Here is a 16,490-nt window from a genome sequence, read left to right as displayed (position 1 = left end):
GTCAGACAGACCCTAGGCGCGCCTCGCAAGATGCCCTCGGGCGTATTGATGGAACAGAACGGCGCGCGCCGCGCTGTCGCGTTCAGGCCACATTTCAAAAAAATTTTCTCGCAATACTGCCCGCCGTTCCGCCGTTCCGCCGTTCGCAGCGTTGCCGGCGGCGCTCGGCCGCATTTGCCGTGTCATAGGAAAACGCCAGGCGCAAGGCCTGCCTTCATAGGCGCATTCTCACCAATTCCCACCATGTGGTATGCGCCGTGCTTAATCCTTTCGCTATTTTATTGCCGTAAGGAAAGCGATAGACTATCTGCAACTGTGGGCATGCAAACCTAGGTCACCGCCTGCGCGGGATGACGTTGGATTACTAGCTAGCAACACCATTCGCAACTTCGGACACGTACCTGAGCACGTCATTCCCGCCACTGTCGGGAATGCCTCCCCGCGAAGGCGGGGACCCAAGCTCGTCAAACCGCCCGCGCCGTCAACGGCCGGACAGGCAGCGTGCGCGGCCCGACCGGCGCAACACTTTCCCCATCGCAGGACAGGAGAGCCAGCGCTACCCGGCCGGCCAGGGCCGTGGTGAAGGTTTTTTTCATTGTCCAGGTTGTCATTCTCCATTTTGTGGCCGAAGCTGTTTCATGAAGCCCGCACGGCGCCCGGGCGGCACGTGTGCGGGGCATGACGCGGCCGGACAGGCTTCCGGCTGGCGCAAGACCCCCGAACCGTACCGGGCGCGGGTGGTCACATCCGGGCCGGCGTCCCGCCCGGCCGTCACCCGAGGAGAAGTCCATGAGTCCATCGATCCAGCCTCCGCCGGCGTCCCAGCCGGCCGCACAGCCCAGCCCGCAGCAGGGCTCCTCCCAGTCCCCGCAGCCGGCCCAGGGCGCCATGCCCGATTTCGCCGCCATCAAGCAGCGCCAGCAGGCAACCTGGGCCAGCGGCGACTTCGCCGTCATCGGCGTGACCCTGCAGATCGTCGGCGAGAACCTGGCCGAGTCGGCCGACATCCACGCCGGCGAGCGGGTCATCGACATTGCCGCCGGCAACGGCAACGCCACCCTGGCCGCGGCGCGCCGCTTCGCCCGGGTCGTCTCCACCGACTACGTGCCGGCCCTGCTCGAGAAGGGCCGCCAGCGGGCCGCCGCCGAAGGCCTGGCGGTCGAGTTCCGCGAAGCCGACGCCGAGGCGCTGCCCTTTGCCGACGCCAGCTTCGACGTGGCCTTGTCCACCTTCGGCGTCATGTTCGCTCCCGACCATGCGCGGACGGCCGGCGAGATGCTGCGCGTGGTGCGCGAGGGCGGCCGCATCGCCTTGGCCAACTGGACGCCCACCGGTTTTCTGGGCCAGCTGTTCAAGACCATCGGCAAGCACGTGCCGCCGCCCCCAGGCCTGCAATCCCCGCTGCTGTGGGGTACCGAAGAGCATGTGCGCGAACTGTTCGGCGCCCAGGCCGCCGACATCCGCTTCGAGCGCAGAATGTTCAACTTCCGCTTCGAGTCGCCCGCCCATATGCTGCAGATCTTTCGCGATTTCTATGGTCCCACCTACATGGCCTTCCGCAACCTGGATGCGCCCGGCAGGGAAGCCCTGGAGCGGGATGTCCTCGCCCTGCTCGAACGCTCCAACACGGCCGGGCCGTCGGCGCTGGTGATTCCGGCCGAGTACCTGGAGGCGGTGGTGAGCAAGCGCAGCACGCCGCTTCACTAGCCAATCCGGGCGCGGCGACAGCGTCCCGGCATCCATGTTCCAATACGCCGTGCTCCAACCCGGAGCACGGCGGGACTCTTCATTATTTTTCAGGAAACCATCATGACGAACACGTTCAAGGCAGGAGACAAGGTGGAATGGCATTCCTCGCAAGGAGTGGTGCGGGGCACGGTCAAGAAGAAGCTGACCGCGCCCACCGACATCAAGGGCCACCACGTCGCCGCCTCGAGCGCGCATCCGGAATACCTGGTCGTGAGCGACAAGACCGGCGCCGAGGCGGCGCACAAGGCAGAGGCGCTGAAAAAAGTCTGATCCGGCAGCCGGACAGTACAATCGAACGCATTAACCTTAGGAAAGTGCTCATGCGTTCATTTGTCCTGCCCCGTTTGTCCCTCCTTCTTTCCCTCCTTCTTTCCCTCCTGCTCGCACCCCTTGCCCACGCCCAGACCGAAGTCCGGATCGGCAGCGCCTCGCCCCTGTCCGGCCCCGGCGCCCACCTGGGCAAGGACATCGAGAACGGTGCGCGCATGGCGGTCGACGAGCTGAACGCCAAGGGCATCGTCATCGGCGGCAAGAAGATCACCTGGGTGCTGCAGCCCGAGGATGACGGCAGCGATCCCAAGATGGGTACGGCGGTGGCGCAGAAGCTGGTCGACGCCGGCGTGGCGGCCGTGGTCGGCCACTTGAATTCGGGCACCACCGTGCCAGCCTCGAAGCTGTACGCCAGCGCCGGCATTCCGCAGATTTCGCCGGCCGCCACCACGCCGCTCTACACCCGCCAGGGCTACAAGACCGCCTTCCGCGTGGTCGCCAACGACCAGCTGATCGGACGCGCGCTGGCGCGCCAGGCCATCGGCACGCTCAAGGCCAAGCGCATCGCCGTGATCGACGACCGCACCGCCTTCGGCCAGGGCCTGGCCGACGAATTCGCCCGGGCGGTGAAGGCCGCCGGCGGCGCCGCCATCGTCAGCCGCCAGTTCACCCACGACAAGGCCACCGACTTCAGCGCCATCCTGACCCAGATCCGCGCGCAGCGGCCGGATGTGATCTTCTATGGCGGCATGGACGCGGTGGCCGGTCCCATGCTCAAGCAGATGAAGGCGCTGGGCCTGCAGGCCAGGCTGGTGGCGGGCGACGGCGTCTGTTCGGAAAAACTGCCCGAGCTGGCGGGCGACGCGCTGGGCGAGGACCGGGTCTTGTGCGCGGTGGCCGGCGGCGTCGACCAGGCGGGCGAGGCCGCCTTCGCCGCCTTCGGCGAGCGCTACCGGCAGCGCTACGGCTATCCGCTGCAGACCTATGCACCCTATGCCTACGACGCCGTGATGGTGTTCGCGGCCGCCATGCAGGCGGCGCAGGCGACGGCGCCGGCCGGCTTCCTGCCGGCGCTGGCGAAGGTCCGCCACGAGGGCGTCACCGGCCCGATCGCCTTCGATGCCAAGGGCGACCTGCGCGACGCCGCGCTGACCCTGTACACCTATCGCAAGGGCAAGAAAACCAAGCTGCAGGTACTGCGCGCGCAGTAAGGCGCACGCGTCCCGTTCCGCGGACCGCCTGTATTGACGGGCGTTGTTGTGATGTTGCATGCATATTCAAATGCGCTTGGCAGCCCCGCGCCAGTGCTTTAGGATCGGCCGGTTTCCAACAACACATCCACGGAGAGAGAGATGAAGCGTCGCTTGTGCAGCAGTTTGATCGCGGGCATGTTTGCCGTCGCCACCCACGCGGGTGCGCATGAGAGCGCACATGAGCCGGGAGCGGCGCCCGCGGCCCTGATGCCTGCTCCGTCGGCGGCGGCCGGGGCCGTGTCCGGCATCGATGTCGCGGCGATGGACCGCGGCGTGCGCGCGCAGGACGATTTCTTCCGGTACACCCAGGGCGCCTGGCTCAAGGACGTCGAGATCCCGCCTGATCGTTCCAGCTGGGGCGCCTTCAACATCGCCCAGGACAAGGTCGAGCAGCAGCTGCGCGCGATCGTCGAACAGGCCGCCGCCGACAAGAACGCGGCGCCCGGTTCCGACGCCCGCAAGATGGGCGACTTCTACACCAGCTACCTGGACGAGAAGCGCCGCAACGAGCTCGGCCTGGCGCCCCTGAAGGCCGAGCTGGCGAAGGTAGCGGCCGTGAAGGACAAGCGCCGGCTGGCGGCCCTGATGGCCCGCTTCTCGCGCATCGGCGCCGGCAGCCCGCTCGACATGGCGGTCCACCAGGACAACAAGGATTCGACCCGCTACATCGTCGACATCGTGCAGTCCGGCCTGGGCATGCCCGACCGCGACTACTACCTCTCGCAGGACGATGCACGCCTGAAGGAGATCCGCGCCAAGTACCAGCAGCACGTCGGGAAAATGCTGGCCCTGGCCGGCCACAAGGACGCGGAGGCCGAGGCCGCGCGCATCGTGGCGCTGGAAACCGCGCTGGCGCAGGTGCAGTGGAGCGCGGTCGAGAACCGCGACCCGGTCAAGGCCTACAACAAATTCAGCCTGGATGGGATGCGCGGCGTGATGCCGGGCTTCGACTGGAACGCCTATCTCGAAGGCGTGGGCGCGAAGGGCAAGATCGATTCCCTGATCGTCAGCCAGCCGACTTACCTGGCCGAGCTCGACAAGCTGATCGCCGCCACGCCGCTGCCGGTATGGCGGTCCTACTTCGAATTCCGCCTGCTGAGCGCCTATGCGCCCTACCTGTCGCAGCCCTTCGTGGACGAGAGCTTCGCCTTCCGCGGCACGGTGCTGTCGGGCGCCAAAGTCAAGCGCCCGCTGGAAAAGCGCGCGATCGCCGAGATCAACCGCAACCTGAGCGAAGTGCTCGGCAAGGCCTATGTCGCCCAGCACTTCCCGGCCGAGCGCAAGCAGCAGGTTGAGGAGATGGCGAAGAACTTCCTCGCCGCCTTCGGCGAAGGCATCGAGCAGCTCGAATGGATGACGCCGGAAACCAAGAAGCAGGCCCAGATCAAGCTCTCGAAGATCAGCGTCAAGATCGGCTACCCGGACAAGTGGCGCGATTACGCGAGCTTGCGCATCGCCCCCGGCGACCTGGTCGGCAACGTGATGCGCGCGCGCGAATTCGGCCACGCCTACGAGGTCGACCGCCTGGGCAAGCCAGTCGACCGCAGCGTGTGGAGCATGTCGCCGCAGACCGTCAACGCCTATTACAACCCGGAGCTGAACGAAGTCGTGTTCCCGGCGGCGCGCCTGCAGTATCCGCTGTACGACGCGAACGCCGAGCCGGCCGTGAACTACGGCGCGGTCGGCATCTCGATCGGCCACGAGATCAGCCACGCTTTTGACGACCAGGGCGCCCAGTTCGACGGCGACGGCAACCTGCGCAACTGGTGGACGAAACAGGATGCCGAGCAGTTCGCCGCGCGCGGCAAGGTGCTCGTGGCCCAGTACGGCGCCTACAGCCCGCTGCCGGGCTACCACCTGAACGGCGAACTGACCCTGGGCGAGAACATCGCCGACAATGCCGGCGCCATCATGGCCAGCCGCGCCTACAAGCGCTACCTGAAGGGCAGGCCGGGCCCGGTGATCGACGGCTTCACGGCCGAGCAGCGCCTGTTCATGGGCCTGGCCCAGGCACGCCGCGGCAAGGCGCGCGACGCCAGCCTGATCGCCCAGATCAAGGCCGATCCGCACTCGCCCGCGGAGTTCCGCGTCAACGGCAGCCTGCGCAACCATCCGGGCTTCTACGAGGCCTTCGGCGCGAAGCCGGGCGACAAGATGTACCTGGCGCCCTCAGAGCGCGTGATCTTCTGGTAAGTCTTGCCTTGCTGCCGGTAGTTTTGTCTGCCGGCAGCATTGATGCTCCCAGCCCAAGGATTTATTGCCTCAGGAAAAATATATTGACACATGGTTACTTTCCTGTGTCGAATAATTTAACAAGCGCAAGTACAAATTTTTAATTGGCGTCAATTTATTGTTTGATATCAATCAGATAGCACGCTGGCATACTTTGTGCTCTAGTGACTTCCCGTAACACTACAAAACTTAATGTCACTATCTGATGGGAGATCGACCATGAAATTCACCAAAATTCTGCCGGCACTGTTGTTCGTCGCAGCGGCCGGATCGGCCCAGGCAGCGCCGTTCGTCAACGGCGGCTTCGAGGACGGCAACACCAACGGCTGGACTACCGGCGGCGGCTACCGCGGCGACGTGCTGAACCCGCTGTCGCCGACGGACTTCCTGCCGGGCGGCTCGCAATACGAGGGCCCGTCGCCCCGTTCCTCGATCATCACCGCCGGCACCGTCGACCCGATCATCGGCGCGGCCCTGGGGACCACCGTCTACAACGGCAGCTATTCCTACCGTGCCGAAGACACGATCACCGGCGGCTACGCCTCGGTGATCAGCCAGAAGGTGCTGAACTACACCGAAACCGACATCTTCTTCGCCTGGAAAGCCGTGCTCGAAGGCGCCCACGACCCGCGTGAATCGGCCCAGCTGGTCATCGAGCTGCGCGACGACACCACCGGCACGCTGCTCATCAGCCGCGTGTACGACGGCGGCGGCGGCGTCGACGCCCGCTTCAGCACTTCCGGCGGCTACTTCTACACCCCGCAATGGCAGATCGAGCAGCTGTCGATCGACGCTGCGCTGTCGGGCCACGACTTCACCATCTCGCTGCTGGCGGCCGACTGCGCGCCGACCGGCCACCTCGGCTACGCCTACATCGACGGCTTCGGCGGCGATGTGCCGCCACCGACCGACGTGCCGGAACCGGCCAGCGCCGCACTGCTGATGCTGGGCGCCGGCAGCCTGATCGCCGCACGCCGCCGCAAGCAGCGCTCGGCCTGAGCCGTCCCGCGCATCGCTTGACGCGAGAACGCCAACCCGCAGGGTTGGCGTTTTTTATTGTGGCGCCGCCTCAGTGGGGAGAAGGCGTGCCGAAGCTCCGGGTTCCCGCGCCGGCGGGGTAGCACTGGAAGGCCTCGACCGCGATATTCGTGTCCAGGAATTCGCGGAACGCCGCGATGCGGCCGTCCCGGATGGTGAACACGTGCACCCAGTCGCTCTCGAAATCCATGCCGGTGTCCTTGACTGTCCACGCGCCATGTCCCAGCACCACCACCTTGTCGCCCTGGGCGATGAACTGCTTCGGTGTGTATTCGCGCACCGTCTGCATCTCGCCCAAGGTCCGGAAGAACTCGGCGACCTGCTCGCAGCCACGGCGCTTGCCGGTGAAGGGCAGGCCGGGCACGTCAGGCAGTTCCCATTCGACCTCGTCTTCCATGCAGGCCAGGACCTGCTCGAGTTCCCCGCGCCCGTAGGCGGCGTAGGCTTGCTGGATCAGCTCGGTATTCCTTTGCTCGTCCATGGTGCGCTCCTCGCGTAGCTGCGTTGTGGGTAGGTTTCTCGGTGCGTTCTTCAGTATGGGCCAGGAAGTGCGGCCGTCAAGGAGAACCGTCACAGGGGACGAGACCTATGATAATGTGGCCGTCTTGCCATGTTGATTGCAATGGAGACCGCATTGAAAAACGCATCCCTTGTCCTGATGGGAATGGCCGCGCTGGCCGCCCAGGCCGTCCACGCCGCCGAGGCCCCCGCCTTCGATCCCAAGCGCCTGGCCCAGGACGTGAAAGTCCTGTCCTCCGACGAATTCGAAGGCCGCGGTCCGAACACCGCCGGCGAGAACAAGACCGTCGACTACCTGGTGCAGCAATTCAAGGCAGCCGGCCTCAAGCCGGGCGGCGACCTGAAAGGCGGCCAGCGCGCCTGGACCCAGGACGTGCCCCTCGGCCGCTTCGAGATCAACGGCCCGGTCAAGCTGACCCTGACCGAAGGCGGCGCCAGCCGCGAGCTGGCGCAAGGCCCCGACATGGCCGTGCGCGCCTCGATGAGCGGCTTGAAGCAGGTGTCGTTCAAGAACGCGCCCCTGGTCTTCGTCGGCTACGGCGTCACCGCGCCGGAACGCAAGTGGGACGACTTCAAGGGCATGGACCTGAAGGGCAAGCTGGCCGTAGTCCTGATCAACGACCCGGACTTCGAAACCGGTCAGGGCGAGTTCGGCGGCAAGGCCATGACCTACTACGGCCGCTGGACCTACAAGTACGAAGAGATGGCGCGCCGCGGCGCGCTCGGCACCATCATCGTGCACGAGACCGCGCCCGCCTCCTACGGCTGGCCGACGGTGCGGAATTCGAACACCAACGTGATGTACGACGTGGTGCGCAAGGAGCCGCGCAAGTCGCACGCGCCGATGGAAGCCTGGATCCAGCGCGACCTCGCCGCCGCCATGTTCAAGGCCGCCGGCCTCGACTTCGAAGCGCTCAAGAAGCAGGCCCAGACCCGCGACTTCAAACCGGTGGCGCTTAAAGGCGTCACTCTATCGGCCGACTATGCGGTCGACACGCAGGTGATCAAGTCGAAGAACGTGGTGGCGATCCGCGAAGGCAGCAAGCAGCCCGGGCAGGTCGTGGTCTACAGCGGCCACTGGGACCACCTGGGCGTGGGCCAGCCGGACGCCAAGGGCGACAAGATCTACAACGGCGCGATCGACAACGCCACCGGCCTCGCCGCGATGCTGGAGCTGGCGCGCGCCTACGGCAAGGCCCCGGCGCCCCAGCGCAGCGTGGTGTTCCTGGCCGTGACGGCGGAAGAAAAGGGCCTGCTCGGCTCCGAGTACTACGCCTCGAACCCGCTGTATCCGCTGGCCTCGACGGTGGGCGTGATCAACATGGACGCCCTCAGCCCACGCGGCCCGGCGCGCAATTTCAACATTTCGGGCAGCGCCAAGCTCGAGCTGCTGGACCGCCTGGTGGCCAAGGCCAAGCAGTCGAACATCAGCCTGTCGCCGGACCCGAAGCCGGAAGCGGGCTACTTCTTCCGTTCCGACCACTTCCCCTTCGCCAAGCGCGGCGTGCCGGCCCTGTCTTTCGGTTCCGGCAACGACTGGATCGAGGGCGGCGTAGAGGCGGGCGAGGCGGCCGAAACGGCCTACACCGAGAAGAACTACCACCAGCCTTCGGACGAGTTCGATCCGGCCTGGACCTTCACCGGCATGGCGCGCGACCTCGGCCTGCTGTACGCGGTCGGTTCCGAGCTGGCCAATTCGACGGCCTGGCCGAACTGGTCGCTCGATTCGGAATTCCGCACGGCGCGCGACAAGTCCGCATCTCAACGCAAGTAAGCCCGTTCAGTCCCCAACGCCACCTTTCGAGGTGGCGTTTTCTATCAATCTCTCCGTTCAGACATTCATGAAGAACACAATGCTTCGCACCTGCCTCGCCACCGCCCTGGCGAGCGCCCTGGCAGCGCCCGCCGCGCTGGCCGCGCCTTCGTCTGCCGCATCTTCGTCCATTATTCTGGTCCAGGCCGGGCGCCTGCTCGACCGCCCCGGCAAGGCCCCGCGCGGTCCCTCGACCCTGGTGCTCAGGGACGGCAAGGTGGAAGCGGTGCTGGATGGCTTCGTCGGCGCCGACAAGTACGCGGGCGCCCGCATCGTCGACCTGCGCACGCGCTTCGTCCTGCCGGGCCTGATCGACAGCCATGTCCACCTGACCAGCGACCGCGCCGGCCAGGAAGGCCAGCTGGCGGGCGTGACCGACAGCCCGGCCGCGTTTGCGTACGAGGCCCAGATGAACGCCCTCAAGACCCTGCGCGCCGGCTTTACCACGGTGCGCAACCTGGGCGACGGCAACGAGGGCGTCACCCTGGCCTTGCGCGATGCGATCGCCAAGGGCTGGGTGCAGGGGCCGCGCATCCTCGACGCCGGCGCGCCGATCTCGACCACCTCGGGCCACATGGACGGCCGGCTCGGCTACGCGGACTGGGTCCAGCACGGGGTGTCGCAGGACAACTTGTGCGACGGCCCGGAGAGCTGCCGCAAGGCGGTGCGGCGCCAGATCGGCCGCGGCGTGGACGTGATCAAGATCGCCACCACCGGCGGCGTGAACAGCGTGGTGGGGGCGGGCGTCGGCCGCCAGATCTTCGACGACGAAGTGAAGGCGCTGGTCGACACCGCCCATTTGTACGGCAAGAAGGTGGCGGTGCACGCCCATGGCGGCGAGGGCATCAAGGCGGCGCTGGCCGCCGGCGCGGATTCGATCGAGCACGGCACCCTGCTGGACGAGGCCGGGGTCAAGCTCTACCTGAAGTCGGGCGCCTATTACGTGCCGACCCTGTCCACGGTCAACGGCTACAAGGAGCGCATCGCCAACAACCCGGACGCCTATCCGCCGGCGGTGCGGGCCAAGATCGACTGGCGCATCGGCGTCACCGGCAAGGCCCTGCGGGTGGCGCACCAGCGTGGGGTGAAGATCGCCTTCGGCACCGATGCGGGCGTTTCCAAGCACGGGCGCAACGCCGACGAGTTCGAATTGCTGGTCGAATTCGGCATGACGCCGGCGCAGGCGATCCAGGCCGCCACGGTCAACGCCGCCGACCTGCTGGGCGTAAGCGCCACGGCCGGCTCGCTGGAGCCGGGCAAGCACGCCGACCTGATCGCCGTCGGCGGCGACCCGCTGGCCGATGTCAAAGCGCTCAAGAAAGTTTCTTTTGTCATGAAGGGCGGCCAGGTGATCAAGGACGAGGGTTAATTTACCGGCATCAGGCCTGCGGCGCCTGAGCAACACTTGCCCAAGATTTTCGGTTCCTATGTGAACTAAATATATCCACGTGGTAACATTTCGTCGCATCGTGTGACGCCGTCCCGGAAGACGGCGTCGCGATCCGGTGGCGTCCAAAGGGCTCACCGCAGCATCCCTTCCCAGCCCTGAAGGACCTCAACCAACACACTCCGCAGCATCGCCCGGCCCGGGCGGCTGCCGGCGCCGGACGCAGGAAACCACCATGTTGTCGCTCGCAAGCATGCTCCAGGCTGCGGTTCGCCGCGTCGGACTTCCCATGGCCATCTTCGTGATCGGCCTGGCTGCCTCCGTCTACGGCTATTTCGCCGGCGTGCGCCACAGCGAAGCGCAGCAGATCGCCCAACTGGATGAAGCCGCCGAGAATTACGCCTTCCTGCTGCGCAACCGGCTGGACCTGTACGTGGGCGCGGACCGCGCGCTCGGCGCCTTCTTCAGCGCATCGGGCAGCATCGAAGCGGACGAATTCGAGAACTATATCGGGGTCACGCGGGTGTTCGAGCGCCTGGAAGGCGCGAGCTCCTTCGGCTATCTGCCCAGGGTGCCGGCGTCGCAGGCCGCCCAGTTCGAGACCGAAGCCGGCCACGTCTTCCCCGGCTACCGCATCCTCGACAAGCGCCCGGGTGCGGACGCCTACTATCCGCTGTTCTACGGCGCGCACGGCACCGATCCGATGCGTGCGGCGCGGCTGCGCGGGATCGATTTCTCGTCGATTCCCGAACGCTGGACCGCGATGCGCGACGCCGCACGGCTCGACGAGCCCGTGGCGACCGGCGCCCATCCCGCGATCCGCCATGCGGCGAAGCGCCCGGTCGTGCTGGTGTTCTCGCCGGTGCGCAAGATGGCGGCTCGCGGTCTTACTCCCGGCCTCGCTCCGATATCGGCCGGCGGGCGCGGCGAACTGGCGGGCTTCATCTTCTCCGCCCTGTACATCGACCGGCTGTTCATGGGTTTCGACAACGGGCGCCTGGCGCGCCTGTTCGACATCGAAGTGTTCGACAACAGCCTCGACGCCGCCCACCTGCTGTTCGACGCCGACGGCACATCCCATGCCCTGGAGGGCGACGCCGCCCACCTGCTGGTCCACCGCGCAGAAATCGCTTTCGCCAACCGGACCTGGATGGTGCACTTCTATGCCAGGAAGGCCGCGCTCGCATCGAAGGCCGCGCAGGCCGGGGCCACTGTGCTGGCCTTCGGCCTGCTGCTGTCCCTGATCGCCAGCTACGGCTTGGCGGCCTGGCCGCGCCGCCTGTCGCGCAAGCGCGCGATGCGCGACTTCAGCCAGCGCTTCGCCGGCTTCTTCGAGCATCACCCGTTCGCGGTCTATGCGATCGACCTCGAGCAGCGCTTCATCCACGTCAACCAGCAGATGGCCAGGGAACTGGGCGTCGGCCGCGACGCCCTGATCGGCACCCCTGCCGACGCCTTCGTCGCGGAACAAGACCGCGGCGTGCTGGCGCGCCACTTCAAGGAAGTGTTGGCAGGGAAGACGGTCGCCTATACCAGCACGATCGTCGGGGCGGGTGGACGCTGTTCGGACGTGTCGACCGTGCTGGTGCCGATGAGCGCCGGCGACGAGGTCACCCACGTACTGGGCTTTGCCGAGAACATTACCGACCGCAAGCAGGCAGAGCAAGCCTTGCATGCGTCGCGGCAGATGCTGCAGCTCATCATCGACAACATCCCGCAGAGCGTGTTCTGGAAAAACGGCGACAGCGTCTTCCAGGGCGGTAACCGCTCGCTGCTGGTCGAGATGGGCCTCGAGCATGTCGACCAGCTGGTCGGCAAGAAGGACGAGGACTTCGCGCCCTGGAAGGACATGGCGGCGCATTACCGCCAGGTCGACCTGGAGGTGATGCGCTCCGGCCAGGCGCGGATGCGCATGCAGGCCACCGACCTGCGCAAGGACGGGAGCGAGTGCTGGATCGAGACCAGCAAGATACCGCTGCGCGACGAAGAGGGCAGGGCGGTCGGCGTGCTCGCCGTCACCGAGGACATCACGGCGCGCAAGTACATGGAGCAGGAGCTGTTCCGGCGCGCCAACCACGATGTGCTGACCGGGCTGCCGAACCGCGGCTACTTCCAGCACCACCTGGGCGAAGCCGTCAAACGCGCCCAGCGCGGTACCGGCCTGGCCGTGATGTACTTCGACATCGACCGCTTCAAGCACATCAACGACACCCACGGCCACGATACGGGCGACGAGGTGATCCGCCTGTTCGCCCAGCGCGTGCGCCAGGTGCTGCGCGACGGCGACTTCATTGCGCGCCTGGGCGGCGACGAATTCGTGCTGGTCGCGGAAGGGCTGCAGCAGCCGGGCGACTCCGCCGTGATCGCGCGCAAGATCGTCGAGGCGATGGCCCCGCTCTTCCATGCCGGCGGCGTGGCGCTGCGGGTCAGCACCAGCATCGGCGTCGCCGCTTTCGAGGCGGGCATGACGCCGGACAGCCTGGTGAGGGCGGCCGACCAGGCCATGTACGAGGCCAAGCGCGCGGGCCGCGACTGCTTCCGCCTGGCCGGCCAGGCCCCGCAGACGGCCTCCTGAAGCCAGCCCCCGGCATGCATCACGCATGCCTTTTCGCGAGATAGCGCTAACTTCAAAACGCGGTCCCCGCGCGCCGTCTCGCCACCATGCATATTCCCGCATTCTTGTTTAGGAAAACACGGCTAAACTGCGCCCGAATTTTCGAAGTTTGTTGAGTTCGCATCTTCATATTTGTATAACTTCCAAAGGGCGAAGTGCGATACCCCATGGCGCCGGAGCACCGGCAACCGTGTTTAGTAAATGTTCGCTAAATGCGGGCCGTAGCGGCGCCAGTGGAGTCCATCCGCCTTCCGATCGGCCGGCCGCCGCGCGTCGAACGCCATGCATGCCGGCCATTCGTCGCGTCGCAATCCGGGGCTGCCACCGGGGCCGCTCCGGCGGAGTGCCCCAGTAGCGTCACATAGAACAAAAATGCCCATCCATAGGGCACGACAAGGAGATCTCAACCATGATGTTCAGGAACGTTCTTGCAGCGCGACAGGCCGTGCGCCCACGCGCCATACCGGTCGCCACCCCGGTCGCCACGGCGGTCGCGCTGGCCCTGCTGACCCTCGCCAACGCCCACGCGCAAACCGCGCCGGCCGACGCGCAGGCTGCCACCCCGGCCCAGACCCAGGCCGACGGCCAGGCCGCGCAGCCGGCGACGGTGCTGGTCACCGGCTACCGCTATTCGATCGAGAAAAGCCTCGACCAGAAGCGCGAAGCCAACGCGATCGTCGAGGTGATCACGGCCGAAGACGTCGGCAAGTTCCCCGACAAGAACGTGGCGGACGCGCTGCAGCGCGTGCCGGGCGTGGTCGTCACCCGCAGCGGCGGCGAAGGCAAGAACGTCAGCGTGCGCGGCCTGTCCTCGGAGCTGACCCTGACCCAGCTGAACGGCAACTATGTCGCCACGGCCGAATCGAACGGCGATCCTTCGCGCTCGTTCAACTACATGCTGATGCCGTCCAACATGCTGTCCAGCGCCGAACTGTTCAAGACGCCGGAAGCGCGCCTCGACGAAGGCGGCATCGGAGGCACCGTGATCCTGCACACCCGCCGTCCGCTGGACGTGGAGTCCAATAGCGGCTTCGTCAACGCCGAAGGCACCTGGGCCGACACGACCAAGAAGGCCGACGGCCAGTTCTCGGGCCAGTATGCCTGGCACGACGAAAGTAACCGCTTCGGCGTCCTGGTGGGCTTCACCAAGCAGAAGCGCACCACGCGCACCATGGGCGCCAGCACCGAGAACTGGCAATGGTATGGCGATGACTACGACGCCAATCCGGCGACCGACGTCAACGGCAAGCCCTCGGACCTCACCTCGTATTGGTGGGGGCAGTCGGGCTTCTACGACCAGAACGGCAAGTACTACACCAACTTCATGATGCCGACCTCGGTCAACTTCAACGTCAAGACCGAAGAGCGCGAGCGCAAGGGCGGCCAGTTGACCCTGCAGTTCAAGCCGGTCCGCAACCTGAACCTGACGGCCAACTACTTCCGCTTCGACCTGTCGCAGAATTCGCAGACGAATACCCTCAAGATCCCCGAGTGGAACATCGCCCGCTTCGCCGGCGACGGCAACTGGCCGGGCGGCCGCATGCTCGACGGCTTGACGTTCGACCCCAGCGGCACCATCGTCACCGGCGCGAATTACAGCATCCACCCCGGCAAGACCTATTACTGCAGCGGCGAAGCCGCCGCCGCGGGCGGCCTGACCAATACCGGCGGCTTCGGTCCGGACGACTGCACCATCCCGACCCCGCAGATCACGGGCAGCTATAACCGCGAAAAAGCACGCTCGCAGGTCCTTGATTTCGCCGCCGAATGGAAGGGCGAGGCGATCGACGCCAGCTTCAAGGCCGGCCGCACCTGGGCCAGCGGCGGTCCGGAACTGCAGTTCGGGATGCCGATCAAGCCGCGCCGCCAGAACGCCGACGGCAGCTGGGCCCTGGGTAACACGGCCAGCGCCTGGAACACGAACGGCACGCCGACCATGACCTTCGCGCCGGAACTGATGGCCAACCTGCGCAACGGCATCGGCGAGATCGACCTCGGCTCGACTTCGTCCTCGTGGACCAGGAACAGCACCCAGCAGAAGTACGCCCAGGCCGACTTCACCTGGCACCGCGACGGCGGCTTGCTGGACTCGCTGCAGTTCGGCGCCAAGTACCGCGACGGCGGCACCAGCCGCAGCACCGGCAACAACTACTGGGTGTGCCAGGGCGCCGATCCGACCGACTACGACAAGCGCTACCAGGCCGGCTGCGATCCGACCGCCAATCGCTTCCAGCCGCAATTCCTGTACCCGGGATCGCTGGACAACCTGACCGGCGGCATCCAGGCCAGCGCCTTCCCGGCGATTAACTATCCGGCCTACATCGCGCACCTGAACGCGACCTACGGGGACATGCAGACCCGTAACGAAGACAACTTCGTCTACCACGTCGACGAAAAGATCTCGGCCGCCTACCTGCAGGCCAACTTCAAGACCGACCGCCTGCGCGGCAACCTTGGCCTGCGCTACGTGCGCACCAGGCAGCATGCGGATTCGACCGACCAGGTCGAAAGCTATAACGACTACTTCTTCAACGGCGCCGATGGTCGCCCTGCGCCTTGCCAGGCGGGCGGCTTGCCGGCCGTCGGCGCACCGGCCGGTTCCGGCTGCACCAGCGGCTTCACCAGGCTGCCGGACAGCACCGCGCGCGTCTCGTCCTTCGTGGTCAGCTCGCTCGACCGCACCTACAACGACGTGCTGCCGAGCTTCAACCTGGCCTACGAGCTGACCGATGAGCTGCTGTTCCGCGCGGCGGCCTCCAAGGTGGTGGCGCGTCCGAGCTACGGCGACATCGCCTTCCCGGGTGGCCTGAACTACTACAGCCAGGAATACGTCAACGACCGCCGCCTGATCGGCGGCGGCGACCAGCAGGGCTGGTTCGGCTCGGGCAGCAACAAGAACCTGGAGCCCTACAAGGCCACCCAGTACGACCTGGGCCTGGAATGGTACTTCGACCGCGGCTCGGTGCTCGGGGCAGGCCTGTTCCGCAAGAACGTCAGCAACTTCGCGGTGCCGGTGGTGATGGACGTGACGATGGACGTCGGCGGCCAGAACGTCACGGTGCAGAACTATTCGACCAGTGCCGGCGGGCGCGACGCGGTCTCGGAAGGCGTCGAGCTGTACGCGCAGCATACCTTCGATTCCGGCTTTGGTTTCCAGGTCAACTACACGTACAACAAGACCAACCAGGCCGCCATCACCCTCGAAGACGGCACCGAGATCGGCAAGTCGCCGCTGGTGGGCAGCGCGCGCAACCAGACCAACCTGACGGTGTTCTACGCCACCGAGCAGCTGATGGTGCGTGCTTCCTACAACCGCCGCGGCGAAGTGGTGAACAGCCTGGTCAACGGCCTGAACGTGTACGAGGAACCGTACAACCAGATCGACGTGAACCTGGCCTACAACTTCACCAAGCAGCTCAGCCTGACCGCGTCGGTGCTCAACCTGACCGAGGAGGAGACCCGCGCGCACCTGGGTAACGACACCAAGAAGCGCTTCTACTCCAACGGCTATGCCGGGCGTGTCGTGTATGCGGGCCTGAACTACAAGTTCTGATTCCGCCGTCCTCCACCCCTCAGCCCTCCTTGCGCCGTCCGGCCGGGGAGGGGGCTTCAACG

10 protein-coding genes are annotated in these 16,490 nt (G+C 66.2%); 9 read left to right on the top strand and 1 reads right to left on the bottom strand.

Features of this window, described 5'->3' with window-relative positions; translation table 11 throughout:
- The first annotated feature begins 888 nt into the window (after positions 1–888).
- The 5 genes from V7778_RS19040 (at position 889) to V7778_RS19020 (ending at position 6,503) form a co-directional block, all read left to right on the top strand.
- On the top strand, positions 889–1,707 hold the full coding sequence (locus tag V7778_RS19040) for a class I SAM-dependent methyltransferase (protein WP_335558135.1): 819 nt from the start codon (positions 889–891) through the stop codon (positions 1,705–1,707).
- Positions 1,708–1,809: 102 nt separating this feature from the next.
- Positions 1,810–2,019, top strand: coding sequence for a DUF2945 domain-containing protein (locus tag V7778_RS19035; RefSeq protein WP_335558130.1), 210 nt, complete (start codon positions 1,810–1,812; stop codon positions 2,017–2,019).
- A 50-nt stretch (positions 2,020–2,069) separates the two neighbouring features.
- Positions 2,070–3,230, top strand: a complete 1,161-nt coding sequence (locus tag V7778_RS19030) for a branched-chain amino acid ABC transporter substrate-binding protein (RefSeq protein WP_335558129.1) — start codon at positions 2,070–2,072, stop codon at positions 3,228–3,230.
- A 141-nt stretch (positions 3,231–3,371) separates the two neighbouring features.
- The gene (locus tag V7778_RS19025) at positions 3,372–5,465 is read left to right on the top strand and encodes a M13 family metallopeptidase (RefSeq protein ID WP_335558127.1); all 2,094 of its coding nucleotides are present in this window, start codon (positions 3,372–3,374) and stop codon (positions 5,463–5,465) included.
- Between the two features lie 258 nt (positions 5,466–5,723).
- The gene (locus V7778_RS19020) at positions 5,724–6,503 is read left to right on the top strand and encodes a PEP-CTERM sorting domain-containing protein (protein WP_335558125.1); all 780 of its coding nucleotides are present in this window, start codon (positions 5,724–5,726) and stop codon (positions 6,501–6,503) included.
- Positions 6,504–6,573: 70 nt separating this feature from the next.
- Here the strand turns inward: V7778_RS19020 and V7778_RS19015 are convergent, their stop codons facing one another.
- On the bottom strand, positions 6,574–7,023 hold the full coding sequence (locus V7778_RS19015; RefSeq protein ID WP_335558123.1) for a nuclear transport factor 2 family protein: 450 nt from the start codon (positions 7,021–7,023) through the stop codon (positions 6,574–6,576).
- A gap of 153 nt (positions 7,024–7,176) precedes the next feature.
- On the opposite strand from V7778_RS19015, the gene V7778_RS19010 reads away from it, so the two are divergent.
- The 4 genes from V7778_RS19010 to V7778_RS18995 all read left to right on the top strand — a co-directional run bounded on the left by V7778_RS19010 (position 7,177) and on the right by V7778_RS18995 (position 16,428).
- Entirely contained in the window at positions 7,177–8,835 is a 1,659-nt protein-coding gene (locus V7778_RS19010; protein ID WP_335558120.1) for a M28 family metallopeptidase, read from the top strand.
- A gap of 79 nt (positions 8,836–8,914) precedes the next feature.
- The gene (locus V7778_RS19005) at positions 8,915–10,243 is read left to right on the top strand and encodes a metal-dependent hydrolase family protein (protein ID WP_335558119.1); all 1,329 of its coding nucleotides are present in this window, start codon (positions 8,915–8,917) and stop codon (positions 10,241–10,243) included.
- Between the two features lie 253 nt (positions 10,244–10,496).
- On the top strand, positions 10,497–12,836 hold the full coding sequence (locus V7778_RS19000; RefSeq protein ID WP_335558117.1) for a sensor domain-containing diguanylate cyclase: 2,340 nt from the start codon (positions 10,497–10,499) through the stop codon (positions 12,834–12,836).
- Between the two features lie 448 nt (positions 12,837–13,284).
- Positions 13,285–16,428 (top strand): TonB-dependent receptor, encoded by a 3,144-nt coding sequence (locus V7778_RS18995; RefSeq protein WP_335558115.1) that lies wholly within the window; start codon positions 13,285–13,287, stop codon positions 16,426–16,428.
- Positions 16,429–16,490 lie beyond the last annotated feature (62 nt).

Origin of the sequence: Massilia sp. DD77, assembly GCF_036961685.1 — a bacterium.
Classification (GTDB): Bacteria; Pseudomonadota; Gammaproteobacteria; order Burkholderiales; family Burkholderiaceae_D; genus Telluria.
The sequence above is the reverse complement of the archived record's forward strand: the minus strand, read 5'-3'. Positions and strand labels throughout refer to the sequence as shown.

Excerpts from the sequence above, each read along its gene's own strand:
- V7778_RS18995 (WP_335558115.1), top strand. The coding sequence starts at position 13,285 with ATGATGTTCAGGAACGTTCTTGCAGCGCGACAGGCCGTGCGCCCACGC.
- V7778_RS19040 (WP_335558135.1), top strand. The coding sequence starts at position 889 with ATGCCCGATTTCGCCGCCATCAAGCAGCGCCAGCAGGCAACCTGGGCC.
- V7778_RS19000 (WP_335558117.1), top strand. The coding sequence starts at position 10,497 with ATGTTGTCGCTCGCAAGCATGCTCCAGGCTGCGGTTCGCCGCGTCGGA.
- V7778_RS19020 (WP_335558125.1), top strand. The coding sequence starts at position 5,724 with ATGAAATTCACCAAAATTCTGCCGGCACTGTTGTTCGTCGCAGCGGCC.
- V7778_RS19005 (WP_335558119.1), top strand. The coding sequence starts at position 8,915 with ATGCTTCGCACCTGCCTCGCCACCGCCCTGGCGAGCGCCCTGGCAGCG.
- V7778_RS19015 (WP_335558123.1), bottom strand. The coding sequence starts at position 7,023 with ATGGACGAGCAAAGGAATACCGAGCTGATCCAGCAAGCCTACGCCGCC.
- V7778_RS19030 (WP_335558129.1), top strand. The coding sequence starts at position 2,070 with ATGCGTTCATTTGTCCTGCCCCGTTTGTCCCTCCTTCTTTCCCTCCTT.
- V7778_RS19035 (WP_335558130.1), top strand. The coding sequence starts at position 1,810 with ATGACGAACACGTTCAAGGCAGGAGACAAGGTGGAATGGCATTCCTCG.
- V7778_RS19025 (WP_335558127.1), top strand. The coding sequence starts at position 3,372 with ATGAAGCGTCGCTTGTGCAGCAGTTTGATCGCGGGCATGTTTGCCGTC.